The organism is Faecalispora sporosphaeroides DSM 1294 (genome assembly GCA_000383295.1).
Taxonomy (GTDB): domain Bacteria; phylum Bacillota; class Clostridia; order Oscillospirales; family Acutalibacteraceae; genus Faecalispora; species Faecalispora sporosphaeroides.
In genome coordinates this window covers 40,823-61,235 of sequence record KB911073.1, presented here as the reverse complement: position 1 = coordinate 61,235, position 20,413 = coordinate 40,823, and the positions used below count along the sequence as shown (strand labels likewise).

Genomic DNA, 20,413 nt, shown 5'->3' with positions numbered 1-20,413 from the left:
ATTGAATAAAAAATATTAATTGACAGCAAAACATTTTGCTGATATACTTGAAATCGAAAACAAATGATTTGTATTGTAACATTTGTTTCGATTGCATACAGATGTGATACCACTTCTCACAGAGCGGGCCAATCCCGGAATCCCTCCTGGGGGGAGAAGCTCTTGACGCTCCCCCCGCCGGGAATGGTATGATAGGTATATAAGGAAAAGGAAACCAACTCTGGAGGTGCCTCATTTGAATTATGAAGATGTTCTTGTGGTCAAAACGGCCTGGTACTATTATGTGGAAAGCATGACCCAGCAGAAAATTTCGGAACGGCTGGGCATTTCGCGCATGCGCGTGATTAAATTGTTGGAAAAGGCCCGGCAGGACGGCGTGATCCAGTTTAAAATACACCAGGACGGCGTTCAGCGCATGGAACTGGAGCGCCAGCTTTCGGAAACGTGGAATCTGAAGGATACCTTTATCGTACCCACCCCGCCGGACGCCGCCGATGTGAACAAAACCGTCGCGCAGGCGGCCTCGATGTACGTGAGCGACAGAATCACCGAGCACTCGTTCATCAACATGGGCTACGGCGATACCCTCAGCCGCGTGCTGAACCACCTGGCCACGCTGAGCGAGTTCCCCGTTTCGGTTGTTTCGCTCACCGGCGGCGTCAACTATTACCTGCCGAACACGCAGTCTCACATTTTTAACGCGAAGCTGTATCTTCTGCCGGCCCCCCTGCTCGTGTCTTCCCCCGAAATGGTGAAGGCGATGATGCAGGAGCCCTCGGTGACCGAAATCATGCGCATGGTGCGCCTTGCCTCCATGACGCTGATCGGCATTGGCGGCATGGCCGACAACGCAACCATTCTGACAAACGGAATCGTCAGCAAGAACGATTTCTTTTATCTCTCCATGCGCGGCGCAGTCGGCGACGTGCTCAGCCACTTCATCGACAAAAACGGCAACCCGGTTCACACGGGCATCGAGGATCGCCTGATCAGCACGCCGCTGGACACCCTGCGCCAGCTGGACAACGTGGTGGGCGTGGCCGCCGGGCACGACAAGGTGGAGCCCATCCGCGCGGCTCTGCGCGGAAAATATCTGGATATTCTCATCACTGACGAAGAAACCGCACAGGCGTTAATCGACGGTGAAGCAGAAGAATAAAATGTTGAAACAGATTTCTTGTTATGGAAAATACGTTCAGACGGGAGGAAATTGAACATGGCGCGCAACTATCTGATGGCGGTGGATGCCGGTACCGGCAGCGTAAGAGCTGTGCTGTTTGATCTGGAGGGAAACCAGGTTGACGTCGTGCAGCAGGAGTGGGATCACAAGGAAGACCCCAGGTACCCGGGCAGCATGGATTTTGACTGGGTTCATAACTGGGAGCTGGCCTGCGGCTGCATTCGCGGCGTTTTGGAAAAGACCGGGATCGACCCGAAGGAGCTGGCGGCGATTTCCACCACCTGTATGCGGGAGGGCATTGTACTCTACAATTCGGCAGGGCAGGAGATTTGGGCCTGCGCCAATGTGGACGCCCGCAGCGAGGACGAAGTGGTGGAGCTGATCCGGCAAAACCCGGAGATGGAAAAAGAAATCTATCTCGAATCCGGGCAGACCTACGCGCTCAGCGCCCTGCCCCGTTTGCTGTGGCTGAAAAACAAGGTGCCGGAGCTGTATGAAAAAGCCGCAGCGGTCGGTATGTTCAACGACTGGCTGATCTACAAGCTGACGGGTGTTCTGGCCGTGGAGCCGAGCAACGGCTCCACCACCGGTATTTTTGATTTGCAGCGGCGCGACTGGGATCCCCTGATCGCCGAAAAATGCGGGCTGCGCACCGACATCTTCCCCACGGTGACGGAATGCGGCAAGGTCGTGGGTTCCGTGAATGAAGAAGCCGCAAAGCAGACCGGTCTCGCGGCGGGAATCCCCGTCGTATCGGGCGGCGGCGACGCGCAGCTCGGGTGCATCGGCGTCGGCGTGGTCAGCCCGGGGCAGGCCGCGGTGTTCGGCGGCAGCTTTTGGCAGTACGAATTCAACACCGCAAACGGCAAAACAGACCCCGGCTGCCGCGTGAGGGTCAACTGCCACGCGATTCCCGGTGTTTGGCAGTACGAGGCGCTGGCCTTCAAGCCCGGCCTTGTTATGCGCTGGTTCCGCGACGGCTTCTGCGAGCTGGAAAAGCAGCAGGGCGAGGAAAGCGGAAAAGACCCCTATTACCTGATGGACAAAAAAGCCGCCGAGGTACCCGCCGGCTGCTACGGCATGATGTGCGCGTTTTCGGACGTGATGAATTTCATCAGCTGGCAGCACGCGGCCCCCACCTTTACCAACTTTGAGCTGGATCCTCAGAAATTCAACCGCTACACCTTCTACCGCGCCATTCTGGAAAATACGGCGATGGTGACAAAAGGCCATCTCGACCTGGTGCGGGAAGCCACCCGGAACATGCCGACGGAAATCATCTTTGCCGGCGGCGCATCGAAAAGCCCGCTCTGGTGTCAAATTCTTTCGGATGTGCTGGGCCTGCCGGTAAGGGTGCCCGTGGTAAAGGAAGCCACCGCTCTGGGCGCGGCGGTTCTGGCCGGCGTGGGCGTCGGCATTTACAGCGACGCCGCAGAGGCCGCGCAGAAGCTGGTTAAATGGGACCGCGAATACCAGCCGAACGCGGAAAACCACGCGCTCTACCTGCGGATGTATGAGCCCTGGCGCAAGGTATACGCAGCGCAGCTTCAGCTGTGCCGTGAAAAGCTGACCAAACCGATGTGGAGCGCTCCCGGCGTATGACCACCGACTCAAGAAAGGATGAATGAGATTATGTATATCATTGACGAAAACGATAAGGAATATCGCTTTGGCGACCACGGCCCCAAGTACCTGATGAAAGGCCCCCGCATGAATTTTGCGCTGGTGCAGTTCCAGCCCGGGCAGGACTTTAAGGCCCACCTGCACAACATTATGGAAGAAAACTTCTATATCATCGAGGGAGAAATCGACATTGTCGTGGACGGCGTGGTGCATCACCTGACCCCCGGTCAGTTTATTCATATCGAGCCTCATGAAACGCACTACTGTATCAACAATTACGACAAGCCGGTAAAAATGGTTTCCACCCTGGCCCCGTATCAGGAAATTGACAAGGTGGAAATCGAGAATTACACCTACGACGGGAAATAATGGGATTTTTCCCAAACTTTCCATGAGCATAAAAATACGAAAGGGAAACGGAGCGATCACCGTTTCCCTTTCGTATTTTCTGTGCGACGATCCCGCGCCCGCCGCATTTTACAATCGGCCGCTTGAACTCTCCGTCTGATCAAAGCAGGCAATTCCTGTTCCCGCCAAGAGCGGAGGACGCAGCACCTGTCCCTTTGATGCAAAATTAACGATAGTGCGCCGCTCCGCCGTATTCGTCAACCTTCTCCACCTGATCAAACAGGCAGATATGGCTGCCTGTGATGCTGCGGTTGATGTGCAGAGAGCCGAAAAACCATTTCCGGAATTTGACCGACCGAAGCAGACCTTCAAAGTACATCTCCAGCGGGCTGATCTGGTGTTCTTCGTTGATCAGCGTTCTCATGCGCGGCGACGGCTCGTGGGTGACGATGTAGTCCACCTGCATCTGGTGCGCGCGCAGGTTCGCCACCCCTTCCTCCATCTCCTCGCGGCTCGGCATTTCCTGCGGCCACCAGCGGCCAACATCCTTGTACATCTGCCGCTCCTTGCTTTCGCCGCCGCCAAAGGTAAAGAGCGTTTTGCCCTCGAGCGTAAACACCTGCCCGCGCATCAGGTGGTACAGATTGCCGCTGATCTGCTGCGCCTTCCCTCCGTTCCACTCGGCGACCGGGTATTTTTCAAGAAGCTCGTAATTCTCATGCGCGCCGTCCACAAACAGAATGTTATATTTTTTCGACCCCAGCTTTTTCAGAATTTTCTCTTCGGCGGCGCCGCCGTTCCACAAAAAGCCGAAATCGCCGCATACAATCAGGCTGTCTCCGCGCCGCAGGCGCCGCACCGCGGGCGACTGGAACCGCTCCAGTTCACCGTGGGTGTCTCCCGTTAGATAAATCAAGACTGCTCCCGCCCATCTCTTAAAAATTTATAATTTTTTTGGATCGTTCTTTATCTTTTCAAATTTAACTGTTATACTTAATGGGAATCAGGTCAAGGGTTCCTTTCCTCCGCTTTGCCGGGAGAAGCATCCGCTTTGACCTGCCGTTTTGCTTTTCTATCATATCACACTGGAGGCCATTTTTCCATGAAAAAATGCTTAACGTCCGTACTGACTTTATTGCTGACCATTTGCGTGATAGTCTCGTCGGCTCCGGTCTCTGCGGCGGCATACAACATAGATTTTACCCTGAATTCCCAAGCGGCGCTGCTGGTAAATTTGGACACCAGCACCGTTGTGTTCGAGCAGAACGCCGACAAAAAAATGGAGCCCGCCTCCACGACGAAAATCATGACGTTTATTGTGGCCTCGGAACAGATTAAGGATTTATCCGGCACAAAAATCACCGTGAAAAAATCGGTGATCGATCAGCTTCAGGGTACCGGCAGCTCGCTTTCAGGCGTGCTGGAGGGAGAAGAGCTGACCGCCCTCCAGCTTCTCAACTGCCTGATGGTTCCCTCCGGCAACGACGCCGCCATGGTGCTGGCCGACTACGTCGGCGGCGGCGACATCGGCAAATTTGTGAATCTGATGAACGAAAAGGCGAAGGAGCTGGGCTGCAAAAACACACACTTTGCAAACCCGCACGGCCTGCACGACGACCAACACTACACCACGGCGCGCGACCTGTACGTCATTACAAAATACGCCATGACGCTGCCGTACTTTACCGACATCACCTCGCAGACAAGGTATGAGCTGCCCGCGACCAACAAATACCCCAAGCCCCGCACGCTGGTAACAACCAACTACCTGACCGACCGTTACATCGGCGGCAGCTATTATTACCGCTACGCCAAGGGCATCAAGACCGGCTCGCACGATCAGGCGGGGTACTGCCTGGTTTCTACCGCAATCAAGGACGGATACAGCTACATGGCGATTGCACTGCACGCGCCGAAAATCGATTCCGCGGGAAAGTCCATCACCACCCGCGGCGAAATGATCGATTCCAAAAAGCTGTATGAGTGGGCGTTTGACAGCCTGCAGATTAAAACCGTGGTGGAAAGCGGCACCAGCGTTGGCGAGGTACCGCTTGATTATGCCTGGAACAAGGATAAGCTGCTGCTGGTGGCCGAAAAAAGCTACGCCACCATTCTGCCGAAAGGCGTTTCCGCCTCAAGCGTACTGATTACGCCGAAGCTCCCCGAAAAAGTGGAGGCTCCCGTGAAAAAGGGACAGGTTGTGGGCACGGCGGTGCTCAGCTACGCCAACCAGGAGCTAACGACGATCAACCTCGTGGCCTCCGAATCGGTGGAGCGCAGCGAGCTGCTGCATTCCGCGGATGTCGCCAAAAAGATCGTTACCTCTGTCTGGTTCCTCGCGATTGCCGGAATTATTGTGGCGCTGGTGATTGTCTACCTCGTTCTGGCGCTGCTGTACAACAAAAAGCGTAAGCGCCTGCGCAAAGTGAAAAAATACCGCGACATGTAAAAAGAAATCCGTTGCCTGTCCCTGTTTTCAGAGGGGCAGGCAATTTATTTTTTGTGAGAAAATGTAAGTCTTTCGTTTCCCTCTCCTGCGATTGGGGGAAAAGCATGTTCATACCAGAAAACCTGCCGCCGGAGCGCACAGCGCGTTTTGGCGGCAGGTTTTCTAAATCATTTCCCGTTATTCCAGCGCGGAAAACAGCTGACGCACCTCGGCCCGCAGGCCCCGGTGCTCCGGCAGCTCCATCGCCGGGTCGTGAACCAGCAGCTCCTTTGCCTCACCCTGTGCGAGCTGCAGCAGCGCAAAATCGGCGCTCATATCCGCGATTCTCAGCTCCGGCAGACCGTGCTGCCGCGCGCCGAAGAAATCACCCGGGCCGCGCAGGCGAAGATCCTCGTCCGCAATCCGAAAGCCGTCGGTCGTTTCGCACATTACACGCAGACGTTTTAGCGCCTCCTCATTCTGCGCGTCCGACACCAGAATGCAGGTGGATTTTTCCGTGCCGCGCCCAATTCGCCCGCGCAGCTGGTGCAGCTGCGAAAGGCCGTACCGCTCTGCGTTTTCAATCAGCATCACAACGGCGTTCGGCACATCCACGCCAACCTCCACGACCGTGGTGGAAACTAGAATATCCGTGCGCCCGGCGGCAAATTCCTCCATGGCGCGATCCTTTTCCGCGGGGCGCATCCTGCCGTGCAAAACACCGACTGTGTTGGCAAAGAACCACTTCTCCTGCAAGTCCTTCGCATACTGCGTAACCGACGCCATGTCGCTCTCGCTGTCTTCGATCAGCGGGCAGATGATGTAGCACTGCCGCCCGGCGTCGATCTTTTTGCGGATGAACCCGAACGCGCGGGCGCGTTTTGCGCTGTCGATCACATACGTTTCGGTTTTCTGCCGCCCCGGCGGCAGCTCGTCAAGCACGGAAAGCTCCAGATCGCCGTAGATCATCAGCGCCAGCGTACGCGGAATCGGCGTGGCGGACATGACGAGGATATGCGGGTGATCTCCCTTTTGAGTGAGGGCGGCGCGCTGCGCGACCCCAAAGCGATGCTGCTCATCCGTCACGACAAGACCCAGCTGCCGGAACTCGACCGTTTCGTTTAAAAGAGCGTGTGTTCCCACCAGCAGGTGGATGCTCCCCTCCCTGAGCTGTGCGAGCAGCTCGCGCCGCTTTGCCGCCGGAACAGAACCGGTGAGCAGCGCCACGTTCAGATGAAACGGCTCTAAAAAACGCCGCATGGTTTCATAGTGCTGGCGGGCCAGAATCTCCGTGGGCGCCATGAACGCCGCCTGCATTCCCGAGGCGATCGCGCTGTGGCAAAGCGCGGCGGCCACGGCGGTTTTGCCGCTGCCGACATCGCCCTGCAGCAGCCGGTTCATCGGGTAATCACCCCGCATATTCGCAATGCACTCCGCCACGGCCCGCTTCTGCGCGCTCGTGGGCACAAAGGGCAGCGAACGGAAGAACTCCGCCGAGGCATCCACCTCCAGCCGCAGGGAGGTCTGCTGCCGCCCGCGGCTTTTCAGGCGCAGCAGACCGAGCTGCAGCACCAGAAGCTCCTCATAAATCAGCCTGCGGCGCGCCTGCTCCAGCGATTCGCGATCCCTCGGAAAATGGATGTTTTCCAGCGCAAAGCGCAGGCTGCACAGATGGCAGGCGCGGCGCATCGGCTCGGGCAGCGGATCCGGCAGCGGATTCGGGAGCATCCCCAGAGCGGCGCGCACCGCGGCGGAAATCTGGCGCGAGGTCAGCCCCGCCGTCTGCCGGTAAACGGGGCGCAGCGGCAGCAGGCGGTCTGCGGGCATAAAATCGGGCGAGGTCATCTCGCGGCGCAGGAACGACCCGGTCACCTTGCCGCGCAGCAGATACTCCTTGCCCTCGAGCAGCAGATTCTTAGTATACGGGTTATTAAAAAAGGTGATCTGCACGTCGTGCCGCCCGTCGGTGGCTCGCAGCTTATACAGCGTCATGCCCGAGCGGATGCGCTGCTCCGACACCGGAGACACCACCGTAACGCGCACAACGCACGCCTGCTCCGCCGGAGCCTGCGCCAGCGGCACCGGCTGGCTCCAGTCCTCGTAATCGCGGGGATAGGTGCGCAGAAGAGCGCCGACAGTGGGCGCCCCCAGCTTTGCAAACAGCCGGGAGCGCTTTTCGCCGACGCCCTTTAATTCCTGAATATTTTTCTGAAACAGCGATGCCATGGCAGCTCTTCTCCAAACGGAAGTTATTCCACGGAAACGATAAAGTAATACACCGGCTGGCCGCCGTCTACCAGCGTAACCTCTACGTCGCCGCTGATTTTGGACTTAATGCGGTTATACGCGTCCTTGGCCTGGCTTTCGGTGATATCCTTGCCGTAGATCAGCGTGACGAACGAGGTGGTGCGGCTGATCATGGAACGGGTCAGCTTCACAACGGTATGCACCGGATCCTTCTCGATCATATCGAGCTTGCCGTTTTTCAGGCCGAGGATGTCGCCCTCCTTGATGCGGTGCCCGCCGAATTCGGAATCGCGGGCGGCAAAGGTGACCTGACCGGTCGCAACCGAGCCGGCGGCCTCCATCATGATGACCGTGCTGCGCTCAACAGACACCTCGGGGTCATACGCCAGCATGGCGGAAAGGCCCTGCGGGATGGTACGGGTGGGCAGAACGACCACCTTGCGGTCTTTGACGAGCGGAATCGTCTGCTCCGCCGCCATCACGATGTTTTTATTATTCGGCAGCACCATGACGGTCTTGGCCGGAGTGGCCAGCACGGCAGCCATAATATCCTGCGTGCTGGGGTTCATGGTCTGGCCGCCGCTCACCACCTGCGAACAGCCGAGATCCATAAACAGCGAACGCAGGCCGTCGCCGGCAGCGACCGCCACAAAGCCGATCTCTTCCTCGGGCGCCGCAACTTCCGGCACCGCAGGGCGCTCTTCCACAGGAGCCGGGGCCGCCTTGTTATTTTCAGCGGCGATACGGTGCTGCTCCTTCATGTTCTCGATTTTAACCGTCAGCAGCTGGCCGTATTCCAGCGCCTTTTGCAGCGCGTTGCCGGGATTTTCGGTATGCACGTGCACCTTGATGATCTCTTCGTCATCCACCACCACGACGCAGTCGCCGATCCCCTCAAGGAACGGGCGCAGATCCGTCTGCGGATCGGTTTCAATCCCGGGATCGCGGCCCACAATGAACTCGGTGCAATAGGTAAACGTAATCTCCTGGTCAAACTCTGCGGCCACGTTGCGGTGGAATTCCTCCGCCGCGCTCTGAACACCCGCGGCCCCCGTGCCGGTGCCGGGCGCATTCTGCTCGCTGTCCAGAATCACGCCGTCCTGAAAGACGGAAAGCATTCCCTCAAAAATCAGGCACAGCCCCTTTCCCCCGGCATCCACAACGCCGGCCTTCTTCAGCACGGGCAGCAGCTCGGGCGTTGTTTCCAGCGCTTCGTTGGCCCCCTTGCAAATCGCGGACCATACGCTCACGGCGTCGTCATCCAGCTCGGCGGCAGCCTGTCCCTTTTCAAACGCCACGCGCGACACCGTCAGAATCGTTCCTTCGGTGGGCTTCATCACCGCCTTGTAGGCGGCATCCACGCCAAGGCCGAGCGCCTTGCACAGATCGGCACCCGTCGCCTGCTCCAGACCCTCAAGCCCTTTGGAAAAGCCGCGGAACAGCAGCGAGAGGATCACGCCGGAATTTCCGCGCGCGCCCCGCAGCATGGCAGAAGCGACCGTATGGGCAACGGCGCCGATCCCCGGGGCTTCATCCGACTTTTCCAGCTCTCTGGCCGCCGCTGAAATCGTCATAGACATATTGGTGCCGGTATCCCCATCAGGAACGGGGAAAATATTCAACCCATCTACCAGAGCCTTGTTCCTGACAATATGGTTGGCACCGGACAAGATGGCGCGCTTTAATTCAGCTCCATTGATCAATGTGTCGCATCTCCTCTTCAATTGAAAATTTGTAAAAAGGGAAACTGCCGAAAAGGCACAGCAGCTCCGAAAATTTAAAACTCTTGTAAAATGGAAAACTGCGGCGCCCGCCTGTGCGGTCCGCAGGGTAACTTCTCTTTGGCTTGTGCCGTGAGGTTATTATAACATATTGTTGACCCGGATTCAATCCATTTATTCCCTGAAGGCGCGCAGGGACGGCGAAAAAGCACGCCGCCGCTCCATAAGCCGAAAATCCGTACGCCACGCGGACACGGGTTCACAGGTGAAAGCCGAAAAGGAAGCCCTCAAACAACATTTTTTTACCTTTTCCTCCATTTGCTCATTATCGAATCAAGGTAATTTTACTAAAATATGCAACAAATTGCAGAATGTATTGGTTTTATTGACAACGAAAATGAGTTGGTGCTATAAATAAATCATTCCTCAGTGATTGCTTCTGCAATCCACAATCGATTGTATTCCGTCATTTTGCAGAAACAGGATAAAAGCACAACTGTCGTATATATGCGCAGTATGCGACAATTGCCGACAATTTTGATTTGAATAAGGAGAACACCACATGAAAAAGAAAATCATCAATTGGAAAACCATTTTCCCCGCAATCTGCATTCCGCTGCATGACGATTACAGCATTAACGAACCCGAACTGAGAAGGTATGTTCGCTGGCTGGCCTCCTTCGATGAAATCGGAGGATTGGTATGCAACGGTCACACCGGTGAAATCACTTCCCTGAGCCGGGCCGAGCGGAAAAGAGTGGTGGAGATTGTCGCAGACGAGGTGGGCGAACAGGTGATGATCATTTCCGGCATCAACTGCGAGAACACCGCGGAATCCATTGAAATGGCAAAGGAAGCAAAGCAGGCCGGCGCAGACGGAATTCTGCTGATGCCCCCTCACATGTGGCTGCGATTTGGCATGCACCCCGACGCACCCTTCCGCTATGTAAAAGATGTGGCCGAGGGCGCCGATATCGACATCATCGTACATCTCTACCCCGCTACCACCAAGGCATTCTACCCCGTGGAGACCCTTGTGAAAATGTCCAATGAAATCGGGCATGTCAAGGCAATCAAAATGGGCACTCGCGTAACCCCTCTGTACGAGCACGATATTCGCGTGCTGCGTGAAAAGGCTCCTCAGGTGTCTTTGATCACCTGCCATGATGAAACGCTGCTGACCTCCATGTTCCCCGGTTTGGACGGAGCCCTGATCGGCTTTGCCGGATGCATCCCCGAGCTGATTACCGAGGCTTGGAAAGCGATGAAAGCGGGCGATTTCAAAAGCATCCGCAAATATGATGATCTGATCTACCCGATCTCTCAGGCAATTTATGGAATCGGCCAACCCTCCGGCGAAGCGCACGCTCGCATGAAAGAAGCGCTTGTGCAGAGAGGCATTTTCTCCTCCGCGCTGATGCGTCTGCCGGTTCTTCCTCTGAGCGACGAAGAAAAGCAGACGATTGCGCTTGGCCTGAAGAAAAGCACCGCCGGAAAAGCAGCTCTGTAACAATTGCGGAACACCTGAATAATCGGGCTTTCTCATGCACAAATACAGGGACAATGATGAGACCCAACACTAGGCCATTTGGAGGCGATTAAATGAATGACACAGCTGAAATCGGTGCACAAAGCGCACAGCAGGAAGAAGTCTTTGACGCAGAAAAAATTCAGCGCCTTCCTATTCGAGAACTCCTAAAGAGAGTTGGCCCCAGCATTATTCTAACAGGCATAGCGGTTGGCCCAGGTTCCATCACAACGGCGTCTATGATCGGTTCAGAATTCGGCTATACTCTGGTCTGGCTGTTTTTTCCCATTATGTTTATGGGAATCAGCTTTTTGCTCACCACCCACCGCATCTCCCTTTTGACGGGCATGCCCACCTTTCACGCCATTCGCCACTACTACGGTTCCGGCGCTGCCAAATTCGTCGGTATCGCGTCCTTTCTATCGTGCATGTTCTTTACGATTGGTAACATCTCGGGCTGCGGCGCCGGTATGAACCTGATTTTCGGCATTAACTGGAAGATCGGCGCCACCATGCTGATCGCCGCACTGGTTTATTGCTACTTTTCAAAGGGCGTTTACAACCGCGTGGAAAAGATCATTGGCATCTGCATCATTGGTATGCTGGTTGCATATTGCACCACGCTGGGAATCGCCGGCGGGCCGGACCCCGGGCTGATGATAAACGGCCTGACCCACTGGAGCTTTCCGGCCGGCAGCTTTGCCACCGCTCTCGCTTTTATCAGTACCAGCGCGTCCATTAACGCCGGTATTTACGGCACTTATCTGGGGCAGGAAAAGAAATGGAAGAAAGAAGACCTGTTCAACGGAACCGTGCTCATTGACGCAATCGCACAGAGCATCGGCGTGGTTCTGATCAGCGGCGCGATTATGCTGGTGGGCGCAATTGTTCTGCACCCCAACGGAACAAAGATCACAAGCGCTGTTCAGCTTGCGGATATGCTGATTCCCCTGATGGGAAAATCCGCAAACGTGGTCATGGGCGTGGCCCTGCTGGCCGCAGCGTTTTCGGCGCTTTTGGGCAACACGCACAGAACCGTGGTTCTGCTCAACGCGGGCTTTAACCAGCCCACCTCCTTGGAGGACAAAAGTATTAAGCGCAACGCCATGATCGTGATTGCGATCGCCGCATTGATTTGTTTTACTTACGGCAAATCCCCCGTTCAACTGATTTACCTGGCCAATGTAGCCAGTGCGATTGCCACTCCCGTGGCCGGCGGATTCATCTGCGCCATGATCTGGCGCAAGGATGTGAACCAGGGAGTAAAGAAGCCAAAAATTCTGCGGGTATGTATGCTGATCAGCTACTTGTTCTGCCTGATTCTGACTCTTTCCACGCTGGGTACGGTGCTCACCAGATTCGTATCCTCAATTGCCGCGCTCTTCTGACATCCGTGTTTCTGGCCTGCTGCGGGCCGCCGATCCGCTCCCCCAATAAAACCACCCCCAGGCGTGCCGCGGCTGCGTCTGGGGGTTAGTCCGTTTTTTATGTCACACAATTGATCTTTCTGAAAAAAATGATACAGTTTAGACAGAATGAAAAGTACAATCGATTGTAGATCCGTTTTTCTCATTTTCCTTGTGTACTGTAACGGAGGGATATCATGGCGACACTCAAAGATGTGGCAAAACTGGCCTGCGTGGATGTAAGCACCGTATCAAGAGCCTTGAATAATGCTTCTTACGTTCATCCCGATACCAAGGCCAAAATATTTGAAGCGGTAAAGCAACTGAGCTACCAGCCGAATCTTCTGGCCAAGGGGTTACGCCAGGGAAAGCGGAATACCATCGGCCTGGTGATTCCCAGCCTAAAGCTGACAATTTTCGGTGAAATCGCCCAGAGCATTGAATCAGAGGCGCGAAAAATGGGGTACGGCGTGATGGTATGCAGCACGGAGAACAACCCCGCACAGGAGGAAGAATGCCTCTCGCGCCTGCGAAACGGTTTTGTGGATGGAATCATCATCGCTTCTACCGGGAAAAACGGCAGATTGCTGCGGGACATTCAGTGCAGCGGCATTTCGGTTGTACAGCTGGTTCGGGCGCAGGAGCCATGTTTTTCCAGCGTGGTAGCCGATTATTTTTCCTCGGCGTATACTAGTGTGCAATACTTGGTAACAAAAGGGTGCCGGAAAATTGGCCTGATCAACGGAAATCTGGATATAACCCCATACCGCGAGCGCTGCCGCGGCTACCAAAAGGCAACCGCGGAATATGGCATTTCACAGCATATTTTCAACTCGCAGTCCTTTGGCTGCGACCATTATGCAGACGGATACAAGGGAGCGAGCACGCTGCTGAACGGCACCCCCGGGCTGGACGCGATCATCACCGCCGTGGATATGCAGGGAATCGGTGCCCTCCGTGCACTGAAACAAAATCACATTTCGGTTCCCGGCCAGGTAAAAGTGATTAGCCTGACAGGGCACTCCATCGGCGGAATGCTGGAAACCTCGATGACATCAGTGGAGATGCCCTCCAACGATATCGGAAAAAAAGTAGCTCAGATCATTGTGGAAGAAATCGAGGCTTCGCAAAAAGAAAAACCTCCCGTACAGCATGTTGTATTTAAAACCTTTCTGGTACTGCGAGAAACCACCTGAAAATCTTGGGGAAACAAAAGAAATGCCACAGGGCGGCAGAAGCCTCCTGTGGCATTTCCAAAGCGGAAGATAACCGGGCCGGATCAAACCGAAGCCCGAATCCGCTTCTATGTTTTGGTCAACTTTCTGCGCCGCCGAACGGTTGGGCGGCAAAGCCGTTACCGCGGCTCTACAATCAGCTTTATTGCGGTTCGTTCGTCGCCGTCGATGCTGATGCTGGCAAAGGCGGGGATACATACAATATCGATCCCGGACGGCGCAAGATAGCCGCGTGCAATCGCAATTGCCTTAATCGCCTGATTGGAGGCTCCGGCCCCTACCGCCTGCACCTCCACAGCACCGCTTTCTCGAACGACACCTGCAATAGCCCCAGCTACGGAATTGGGTGAAGATTTTGATGATACTTTTAATACTTCCATTTTCAGAACCTCCCGCCTCTAAGTTACATCTCTATCATAAAACAAAAAATAATATTTGGCAAGAGATTTTTTGTCAAAATAAATCATAAAAAATTGTAGAACTATTCAATATTTGTAGAATATGTCTTGATTTGTACCCTTTCAACAGAAATTGCGTTTCCTTTCCGAACATCTACAGAAAAAATTGCGCCCTCCATTCGACAGGGGCCGTCGGCCAAGTCGAAGCGAACCGGCATGTGGGTGCGCAGCTTTTGGATCACAAGCTCGGGCTTTACGCCGAGCACGGAACGGATCGGGCCCGTCATACCGAGGTCGGAAAGAAACGCGGTTCCCTTGGGCAGAAGCTGCTCGTCGGCCGTTTGCACATGCGTGTGCGTGCCGTATACCGCGGTCACCCGGCCATCCAGAAAATACCCCATCGCGCCCTTTTCCCCAGTGGCCTCCGCGTGAAAATCCACCAGGCGTATCAGCGGTAGCTCCGGGTCGCTGAGAATCCGATCCATGGCCGCAAAGGGGCAGTCGAGGCTCTCCATATAGGAGGTGCCCATCAGGTTGATCACCGCTACCTGCACGCGGCCAAGGTCTACCACGCACACGCCGCGCCCGGGCACGCCGCTGGGAAAATTCGCAGGGCGCAGCAGGGTTTCGCACTGGTCGTACAGCTCATAGCTCTCTTTGCGGCGAAAGCTGTGATTGCCGGTCGTGATCACATCCACCCCGCTGGAAAACAAAAATTCCGCCGAAGCAGGGGTGATGCCGTTGCCGTCCGCGGAGTTTTCACCGTTGACAACGACCAGATCGATCTGCCTTTCCTTTTTCAGACGGGGCAGCTGCTCGCGCAGGAAACGGCAGCCAATGCTGCCCACAACGTCTCCGATTGCCAGAATATTCATTCGTTTCACTCTTTCTATCTGTTGAAAAGTATGGCGTCCGCCGTTTGCAGGCCCGCAGAACGAACCGTCGGGCGGAATGTATAAAAAAGGGAGTCTTTCTCTTTATTCTACACCATCCGCAGAAAACAACACAAGGGGCGGCAAAGAAAATCCCGCCGCATATCAAAAAAAGAGAGGAAACAAAGCTGTTCCCTCTCCTCAGGCCGCGGGCCGGTTACTTCGCGTACTCGATCGCCCGGCTTTCGCGGATAATATTGACCTTGATCTGCCCGGGGTACTCCAGGTCCTGCTCGATCTTGTCGCAGATCTCGCGGGCCAGCAGCACCATGCGGTCGTCGTTGACCACTTCGGGCTTTACCATAATGCGAATCTCCCGACCGGCCTGAATCGCATAGCAGCGCTCCACCCCGTTGAAGGAGGAGGCCACGGATTCCAGCTTTTCGAGCCTCTTGATGTAGTTTTCCAGATTTTCGCGGCGGGCGCCGGGGCGCGCTGCGGAAATCGCGTCGGCTGCCTGTACCAGGCAGGCGATGATGGTTTTGGCCTCCACATCGCCGTGGTGGGCCTGAATCGCGTGGACAACCGCTTCGCTTTCTTTATACTTTCTCGCTACGTCTACGCCAATATCAACATGCGAGCCCTCGATTTCGTGGTCGAGCGCCTTGCCGATGTCGTGCAGCAAACCGGCTCTGCGCGCCAGCGTGGGGTCGAGCCCCAGCTCCGACGCCATAATGCCGCAGAGATACGCCACCTCAAGAGAGTGGTTCAGCACGTTCTGACCGTAGCTGGTGCGGTAACGCAGCCGTCCCAGCAGCTTGATCAGTTCGGGATGGATTCCGTTCACGCCGGCTTCGATGACGGCGCGTTCACCCTCCTGCTTAATGGTGGCATCCACCTCGCGGCGGGCTTTTTCAATGGTTTCTTCAATGCGGGCAGGATGAATCCGGCCGTCGGAAATCAGGCGTTCCAAAGCGATGCGGGCAACCTCGCGGCGCACCGGCTCAAAGCAGGAAAGCGTGATCGCCTCCGGCGTGTCGTCGATAATCAGGTCCACACCGGTCATCGTTTCAATGGCGCGGATATTGCGTCCCTCCCGGCCGATGATGCGGCCCTTCATATCGTCGTTGGGCAGCGGCACCACAGAAATGGTTGCCTCCGCCACATGGTCGGCGGCACAGCGCTGAATCGCCAGCGAGATGATCTCGCGGGCGTTATTTTCCGCTTCTTCTCTGGCCTGCTGCTCAAACTCGCGTATTTTAACAGCCTTTTCGTGCGTCAACTTGTCCTCAAGGCTTTTCAGCATATATTCCTTGGCCTGCTCTACGGTGAAGCCGGAAATGCGCTCCAGCATATCAAACTGGCTCTTCTTAACAGCCTCCGCTTCGGCAAGCCTTTCATCCGCTTTTTTGTTCTTGGCGTTGATCGCGTTCTCCTTCGACTCAAGCCCTTCCAGCTTTTTGTCCAAGGTTTCTTCCTTCTGCTGAATTCTGCGTTCCTGCCGCTGGACTTCTTTTCTGCGTTCGTTCAGTTCTCTTTCCGATTCCGTTCTTTGCCTGTGAATCTCGTCTTTACCCTCAAGAATCGTTTCCTTTTTCTTCGCTTCAGCCGCTTTGATGGCATCGCTGACGATGCGCTTGGCCTCCTGCTCGGCCGAACCGATCACGGATTCCGCGACTTTCTTTCTATGGCCTATCCCTGCGAAAAAAGCAACTATTCCAAAAATAACAGCGCAGCCGAGCGCTATTATCAAACATAACCATAGGGGAACACTCAAATTACGGACACCTCCTTGCTGTGAATTTTTTCATATTTTTTTGTTTAAATTATTTAGACTGGGTGCGTCAATCCCATAGATGTGCCGTCAGGCGCATCTTATTTCTAATTGTATTACTTTTACTGCCCCTCTGTCAAGAAAATTGATGCGGGAGCCGGACAAAATCGTGAAATATCACGAAGCGGTTCCCTTGACAAGGCCGCCGCCGGGTGGTAGTATGGAGTCAGAATACAGAAAAGCGTTGATAAGAAGATCCGATTCAGTGCTTTGCAGCAGAGAGCGCCCGTCGTCGGCTGAAAGCGGGTGCGGCAAAGGGAATTTGGATTACCGTCTTGGAGCGTGCGCCGAATAACCGTTCCCCGGTTTAAGGTGCGACGGCAGGCACCGTTATCGGCCGCAAGGAGGGCAAAGCCACTTGGCTTGCCGAACCGGGTGGAACCGCGGGATTACAAGTCTCGCCCCAGGAATTTGGGGCGGGGCTTTTTTTATATCCAACGCGCAAAATGGACGTTACCGCCGGAGAAAGAATTCAGCGGCCTTTCGCGGATGAATTCGATCCCCAACAACAATGAACAGATTCAGGAGGAAGCATCATGATTAAAATAGCACTGAAAGACGATGTCAGAGAATACGATTCCGGGATCACCGTCGCGGAAGTGGCGAAATCTCTTGGCGCAGGCCTTTACAAGGCCGCCTGCGCCGGGCGCGTGGACGGCAGAGTCGTCGACCTGCGCACCCCTCTTGCCGAGGACTGTTCCGTCGAAATTCTGACCTTTGCGCAGGAGGAGGGCAAGCAGGCTTACTGGCACACCACCTCTCACATTATGGCGCAGGCCGTGAAACGCCTGTTCCCCGACGCGAAATTTGCCATCGGCCCTTCCATCGAGCGCGGCTTTTACTATGACTTTGACCTGCCCCGCACCCTAACCCCCGAGGATCTGCCGAAAATTGAGGCGGAGATGAAGAAGATCATCAAAGAAAATCTGCCGATCGAGCGGTTCCTGCTCTCCCCCGCCGAAGCAAAGAAGCTGATGGAGGAACAGGAGCAGCCCTACAAGGTGGAGCTAATCGAGGAGCATGCGGGCAAGGGCGAGGACATCTCGTTCTACCGTCAGGGGGAATTCGTCGATCTGTGCGCGGGCCCGCACCTGCTTTCCACCGGCGGCATCAAGGCAGTAAAACTGACTGCCGCAACCTCCGCCTACTGGCGCGGCGATTCCAAGAACAAGGCGCTGCAGCGCGTGTACGGCATCTCGTTCCCCAAGGCAGCGGAGCTGGAGGAATATCTTGCCAAGGTGGAGGAAGCGAAAAAGCGCGACCATAATGTGCTGGGCCGCCAGCTCGAATACTTTACCACCGTCGATTATATCGGCCAGGGCCTGCCGATCATGCTGCCGAAGGGGGCGCGCGTGCTGCAAACCCTCCAGCGCTTTGTGGAGGACACCGAGAAAAAGCGCGGCTATCTGCTCACCAAAACCCCGCTGATGGCAAAGAGCGACCTGTATAAGATCTCTGGCCACTGGGATCACTACCGTGAAGGCATGTTCGTGATGGGCGACGAATCGAAGGACAAAGAAGTATTTGCCCTGCGCCCGATGACCTGCCCGTTCCAGTATCAGGTATTCCTGAACCGCCAGCGCTCCTATCGCGACCTGCCGATGCGCCTGGGTGAAACCTCTACCCTGTTCCGCAACGAGGATTCCGGCGAGATGCACGGCCTGATCCGCGTGCGCCAGTTCACGATCTCGGAAGGTCACCTGATCTGCACCCCCGAACAGCTCGAGGATGAATTCAGAGGCTGCGTGGAGCTCGCCAACTTTATGCTGAAAACCCTCGGACTGGACGAGGACGTCAGCTACCGCTTTTCGCAGTGGGACCCGAACGACCGCGTGAAATACATCGGCACACAGGAGCAGTGGGACGAAGCCCAGGGCGTGATGGAGCGCATTCTGAACCATCTGGGCCTGAACTATTCCATTGGTGTCGGCGAGGCCGCGTTCTACGGCCCGAAGCTCGACATTCAGATCCGCAACGTGCACGGCAAGGAAGATACTCTCATCACCATTCAGATTGATCAGATGCTGGCCGAGAAATTCGGTATGGAATTTGTGGATAAGGACGGTGTGAAGAAGAACCCTTATATCATCCACCGCACTTCTCTCGGCTGCTACGAGCGCACCTTGGCCCTGCTGATTGAAAAGTACGCCGGCGCGCTGCCCATGTGGCTGATGCCCGAGCAGGTTCGTGTTCTGCCGATCAGCGAGCGCCTGCACGACCAGGCCGACGAGATCAAGCGCCGGCTCGAAGAGGCCGGACTCGAGGTCACCTGTGACCACCGCAGCGAGAAGATCGGCTATAAGATCCGCGAAGCGCAGCTCGAAAAGATTCCCTATATGCTTGTCATTGGGGACAAGGAAGTGGAAAACGGCGTTGTGGCTGTTCGCAGCCGCCGCGACGGCGACATCGGCACCATGCCTTTGTCGGATTTCATCGCAAAAGCGGTGGAAGAGGTTCGCAGCAAGGCGAAATAATCTGTTCATTGGCATAATTTGCCATTTATTTCCTTGATATTTCGAGGAAGCCCGGCAGAATTCCCGCCGGGCTTCCTTTTTTATTGCACGCTTATAAAATTATGTAAACCAATAAACAATGCAGCTTTCCACCTTTCATGTGAATAATAGATGGGGAAAACGGAGCAAAAGACCCTGATCCCCCATGTTGTCCACGCTTGTTTGTGGAAAACTCTGTGGAAAGTGTGGAATAAAAAGGATATCCTTCGTTTTCTTAAAAACATTATGTCAAGTAAAGCAAAAAGGGATGAATATTTTCAAAAAACACCTTGAAATCAATATGGGAATATGATAAAATTCAAGAGTTGCAAGATCAATTAAATCAGAATTTGCGGATGTAGTTTAGTGGCAGAACTTCAGCTTCCCAAGCTGACCGTGTGGGTTCGATTCCCATCATCCGCTCCAAATGAAAAACCGCATCACACCGCCATTTGTAGGCAGTTTGATGCGGTTTTATTTTATCGTTTTTCATGCTTAAACATGACTAAAAAGCCTATAAAATGAAAAAAATGCAAGTCAAGATGCAAGTCAAAAATGAATCCTTACCCTCGGCGAAGAGGTTTTACATTTAATCTCTTGGGGATGTATAATCACTCGGGGTGATAAAATGTTAGATTTACCGGGGCTGCTGTATTTTCAGAACGGCGGCGTTTACAAAGGCAGTGCAAAAGGGACACGTTACAAAATAGGTCCTGAGGACGATAATCTGGCCGTGGAAATATGGTTGGAACCGAACTGTTATGAAAAGGCAGAGATTTTAGAGCGTGCAGAATTTGAGCTAAGCGACATCGGTCGGTCTGCTATGGTTGAGTGGCTTACCGAGAAAATAGAAGTTGTGAGAAAATAAAAGAAGAGATTTTACGGAGCTTGGTTTGAAGAGGGAAAGATTTAACTTTTTTAATTCTAAATATAGATTACTAAGAAGATGATTATTGGAAAGGTTTCTATATATTGTGCATATAGTATGAATGGATAACGATTTTAAAAGAATTTGGTAGATTTTGGTGTTGATTTTAGAGTTGTTTAGTGTATAATGAAGTTACAGATGAGCATACTTTGTGCTGGGTATAGATTTGTCTA

Annotated in this window: 15 protein-coding genes and 1 tRNA gene; 10 read left to right on the top strand and 6 right to left on the bottom strand. The window is 54.6% G+C overall.

Annotated elements, in window-relative coordinates:
- Window positions 1–235: 235 nt before the first annotated feature.
- Genes G340_RS0113255 through G340_RS0113245 form a run of 3 tightly spaced genes read left to right on the top strand, consistent with a single transcriptional unit; the run spans window position 236 to window position 3,172 of the window.
- On the top strand, window positions 236–1,159 hold the full coding sequence (locus tag G340_RS0113255; protein WP_020074135.1) for a sugar-binding transcriptional regulator: 924 nt from the start codon (window positions 236–238) through the stop codon (window positions 1,157–1,159).
- A 57-nt stretch (window positions 1,160–1,216) separates the two neighbouring features.
- Window positions 1,217–2,782 carry an autoinducer-2 kinase gene (gene lsrK, locus G340_RS0113250; RefSeq protein ID WP_020074134.1) on the top strand — a complete coding sequence of 522 codons (1,566 nt, stop codon included), beginning with the start codon at window positions 1,217–1,219 and terminating at the stop codon, window positions 2,780–2,782.
- A 30-nt stretch (window positions 2,783–2,812) separates the two neighbouring features.
- Window positions 2,813–3,172 carry a cupin domain-containing protein gene (locus G340_RS0113245; RefSeq protein WP_020074133.1) on the top strand — a complete coding sequence of 120 codons (360 nt, stop codon included), beginning with the start codon at window positions 2,813–2,815 and terminating at the stop codon, window positions 3,170–3,172.
- A gap of 205 nt (window positions 3,173–3,377) precedes the next feature.
- Here G340_RS0113245 and G340_RS0113240 read toward each other — a convergent pair whose 3' ends face one another.
- Window positions 3,378–4,067, bottom strand: a complete 690-nt coding sequence (locus tag G340_RS0113240; protein WP_020074132.1) for a metallophosphoesterase — start codon at window positions 4,065–4,067, stop codon at window positions 3,378–3,380.
- Window positions 4,068–4,253: 186 nt separating this feature from the next.
- Here G340_RS0113240 and G340_RS0113235 point away from each other — a divergent pair, with 186 nt between their 5' ends.
- Window positions 4,254–5,600: a D-alanyl-D-alanine carboxypeptidase family protein gene (locus tag G340_RS0113235; RefSeq protein ID WP_020074131.1), complete on the top strand. Its 1,347-nt coding sequence runs from the start codon at window positions 4,254–4,256 to the stop codon at window positions 5,598–5,600.
- Window positions 5,601–5,777: 177 nt separating this feature from the next.
- Here G340_RS0113235 and recG read toward each other — a convergent pair whose 3' ends face one another.
- Together recG and G340_RS0113225 are read right to left on the bottom strand one after the other, a co-directional pair.
- Window positions 5,778–7,805, bottom strand: a complete 2,028-nt coding sequence (gene recG, locus G340_RS0113230) for an ATP-dependent DNA helicase RecG (RefSeq protein WP_020074130.1) — start codon at window positions 7,803–7,805, stop codon at window positions 5,778–5,780.
- Window positions 7,806–7,828: 23 nt separating this feature from the next.
- A complete protein-coding gene (locus G340_RS0113225; protein WP_020074129.1) occupies window positions 7,829–9,529 on the bottom strand; it encodes a DAK2 domain-containing protein in 1,701 nt (566 codons plus the stop codon).
- 580 nt (window positions 9,530–10,109) lie between these two features.
- Here G340_RS0113225 and G340_RS0113220 point away from each other — a divergent pair.
- The 3 genes from G340_RS0113220 (at window position 10,110) to G340_RS0113210 (ending at window position 13,677) form a co-directional block, all read left to right on the top strand.
- Window positions 10,110–11,057: a dihydrodipicolinate synthase family protein gene (locus tag G340_RS0113220; protein ID WP_020074128.1), complete on the top strand. Its 948-nt coding sequence runs from the start codon at window positions 10,110–10,112 to the stop codon at window positions 11,055–11,057.
- Window positions 11,058–11,149: 92 nt separating this feature from the next.
- A complete protein-coding gene (locus G340_RS0113215) occupies window positions 11,150–12,463 on the top strand; it encodes an Nramp family divalent metal transporter (protein WP_020074127.1) in 1,314 nt (437 codons plus the stop codon).
- Between the two features lie 215 nt (window positions 12,464–12,678).
- Entirely contained in the window at window positions 12,679–13,677 is a 999-nt protein-coding gene (locus G340_RS0113210) for a LacI family DNA-binding transcriptional regulator (RefSeq protein ID WP_020074126.1), read from the top strand.
- A gap of 158 nt (window positions 13,678–13,835) precedes the next feature.
- Here G340_RS0113210 and G340_RS0113205 read toward each other — a convergent pair whose 3' ends face one another.
- From G340_RS0113205 to rny, 3 genes are all read right to left on the bottom strand, one after another.
- A complete protein-coding gene (locus G340_RS0113205; protein ID WP_027104007.1) occupies window positions 13,836–14,096 on the bottom strand; it encodes a stage V sporulation protein S in 261 nt (86 codons plus the stop codon).
- A 101-nt stretch (window positions 14,097–14,197) separates the two neighbouring features.
- Window positions 14,198–14,989 (bottom strand): TIGR00282 family metallophosphoesterase, encoded by a 792-nt coding sequence (locus G340_RS0113200; RefSeq protein WP_020074124.1) that lies wholly within the window; start codon window positions 14,987–14,989, stop codon window positions 14,198–14,200.
- A 214-nt stretch (window positions 14,990–15,203) separates the two neighbouring features.
- A complete protein-coding gene (gene rny, locus G340_RS0113195) occupies window positions 15,204–16,739 on the bottom strand; it encodes a ribonuclease Y (protein ID WP_020074123.1) in 1,536 nt (511 codons plus the stop codon).
- 617 nt (window positions 16,740–17,356) lie between these two features.
- Here rny and thrS point away from each other — a divergent pair.
- The 3 genes from thrS to G340_RS16865 all read left to right on the top strand — a co-directional run bounded on the left by thrS (window position 17,357) and on the right by G340_RS16865 (window position 20,180).
- Window positions 17,357–19,294, top strand: coding sequence for a threonine--tRNA ligase (thrS, locus tag G340_RS0113185; RefSeq protein WP_020074121.1), 1,938 nt, complete (start codon window positions 17,357–17,359; stop codon window positions 19,292–19,294).
- Between the two features lie 370 nt (window positions 19,295–19,664).
- Window positions 19,665–19,738, top strand: a tRNA-Gly gene (locus G340_RS0113180).
- A gap of 202 nt (window positions 19,739–19,940) precedes the next feature.
- Window positions 19,941–20,180 (top strand): hypothetical protein, encoded by a 240-nt coding sequence (locus G340_RS16865; RefSeq protein ID WP_020074120.1) that lies wholly within the window; start codon window positions 19,941–19,943, stop codon window positions 20,178–20,180.
- The last annotated feature ends 233 nt before the right edge of the window (window positions 20,181–20,413 follow it).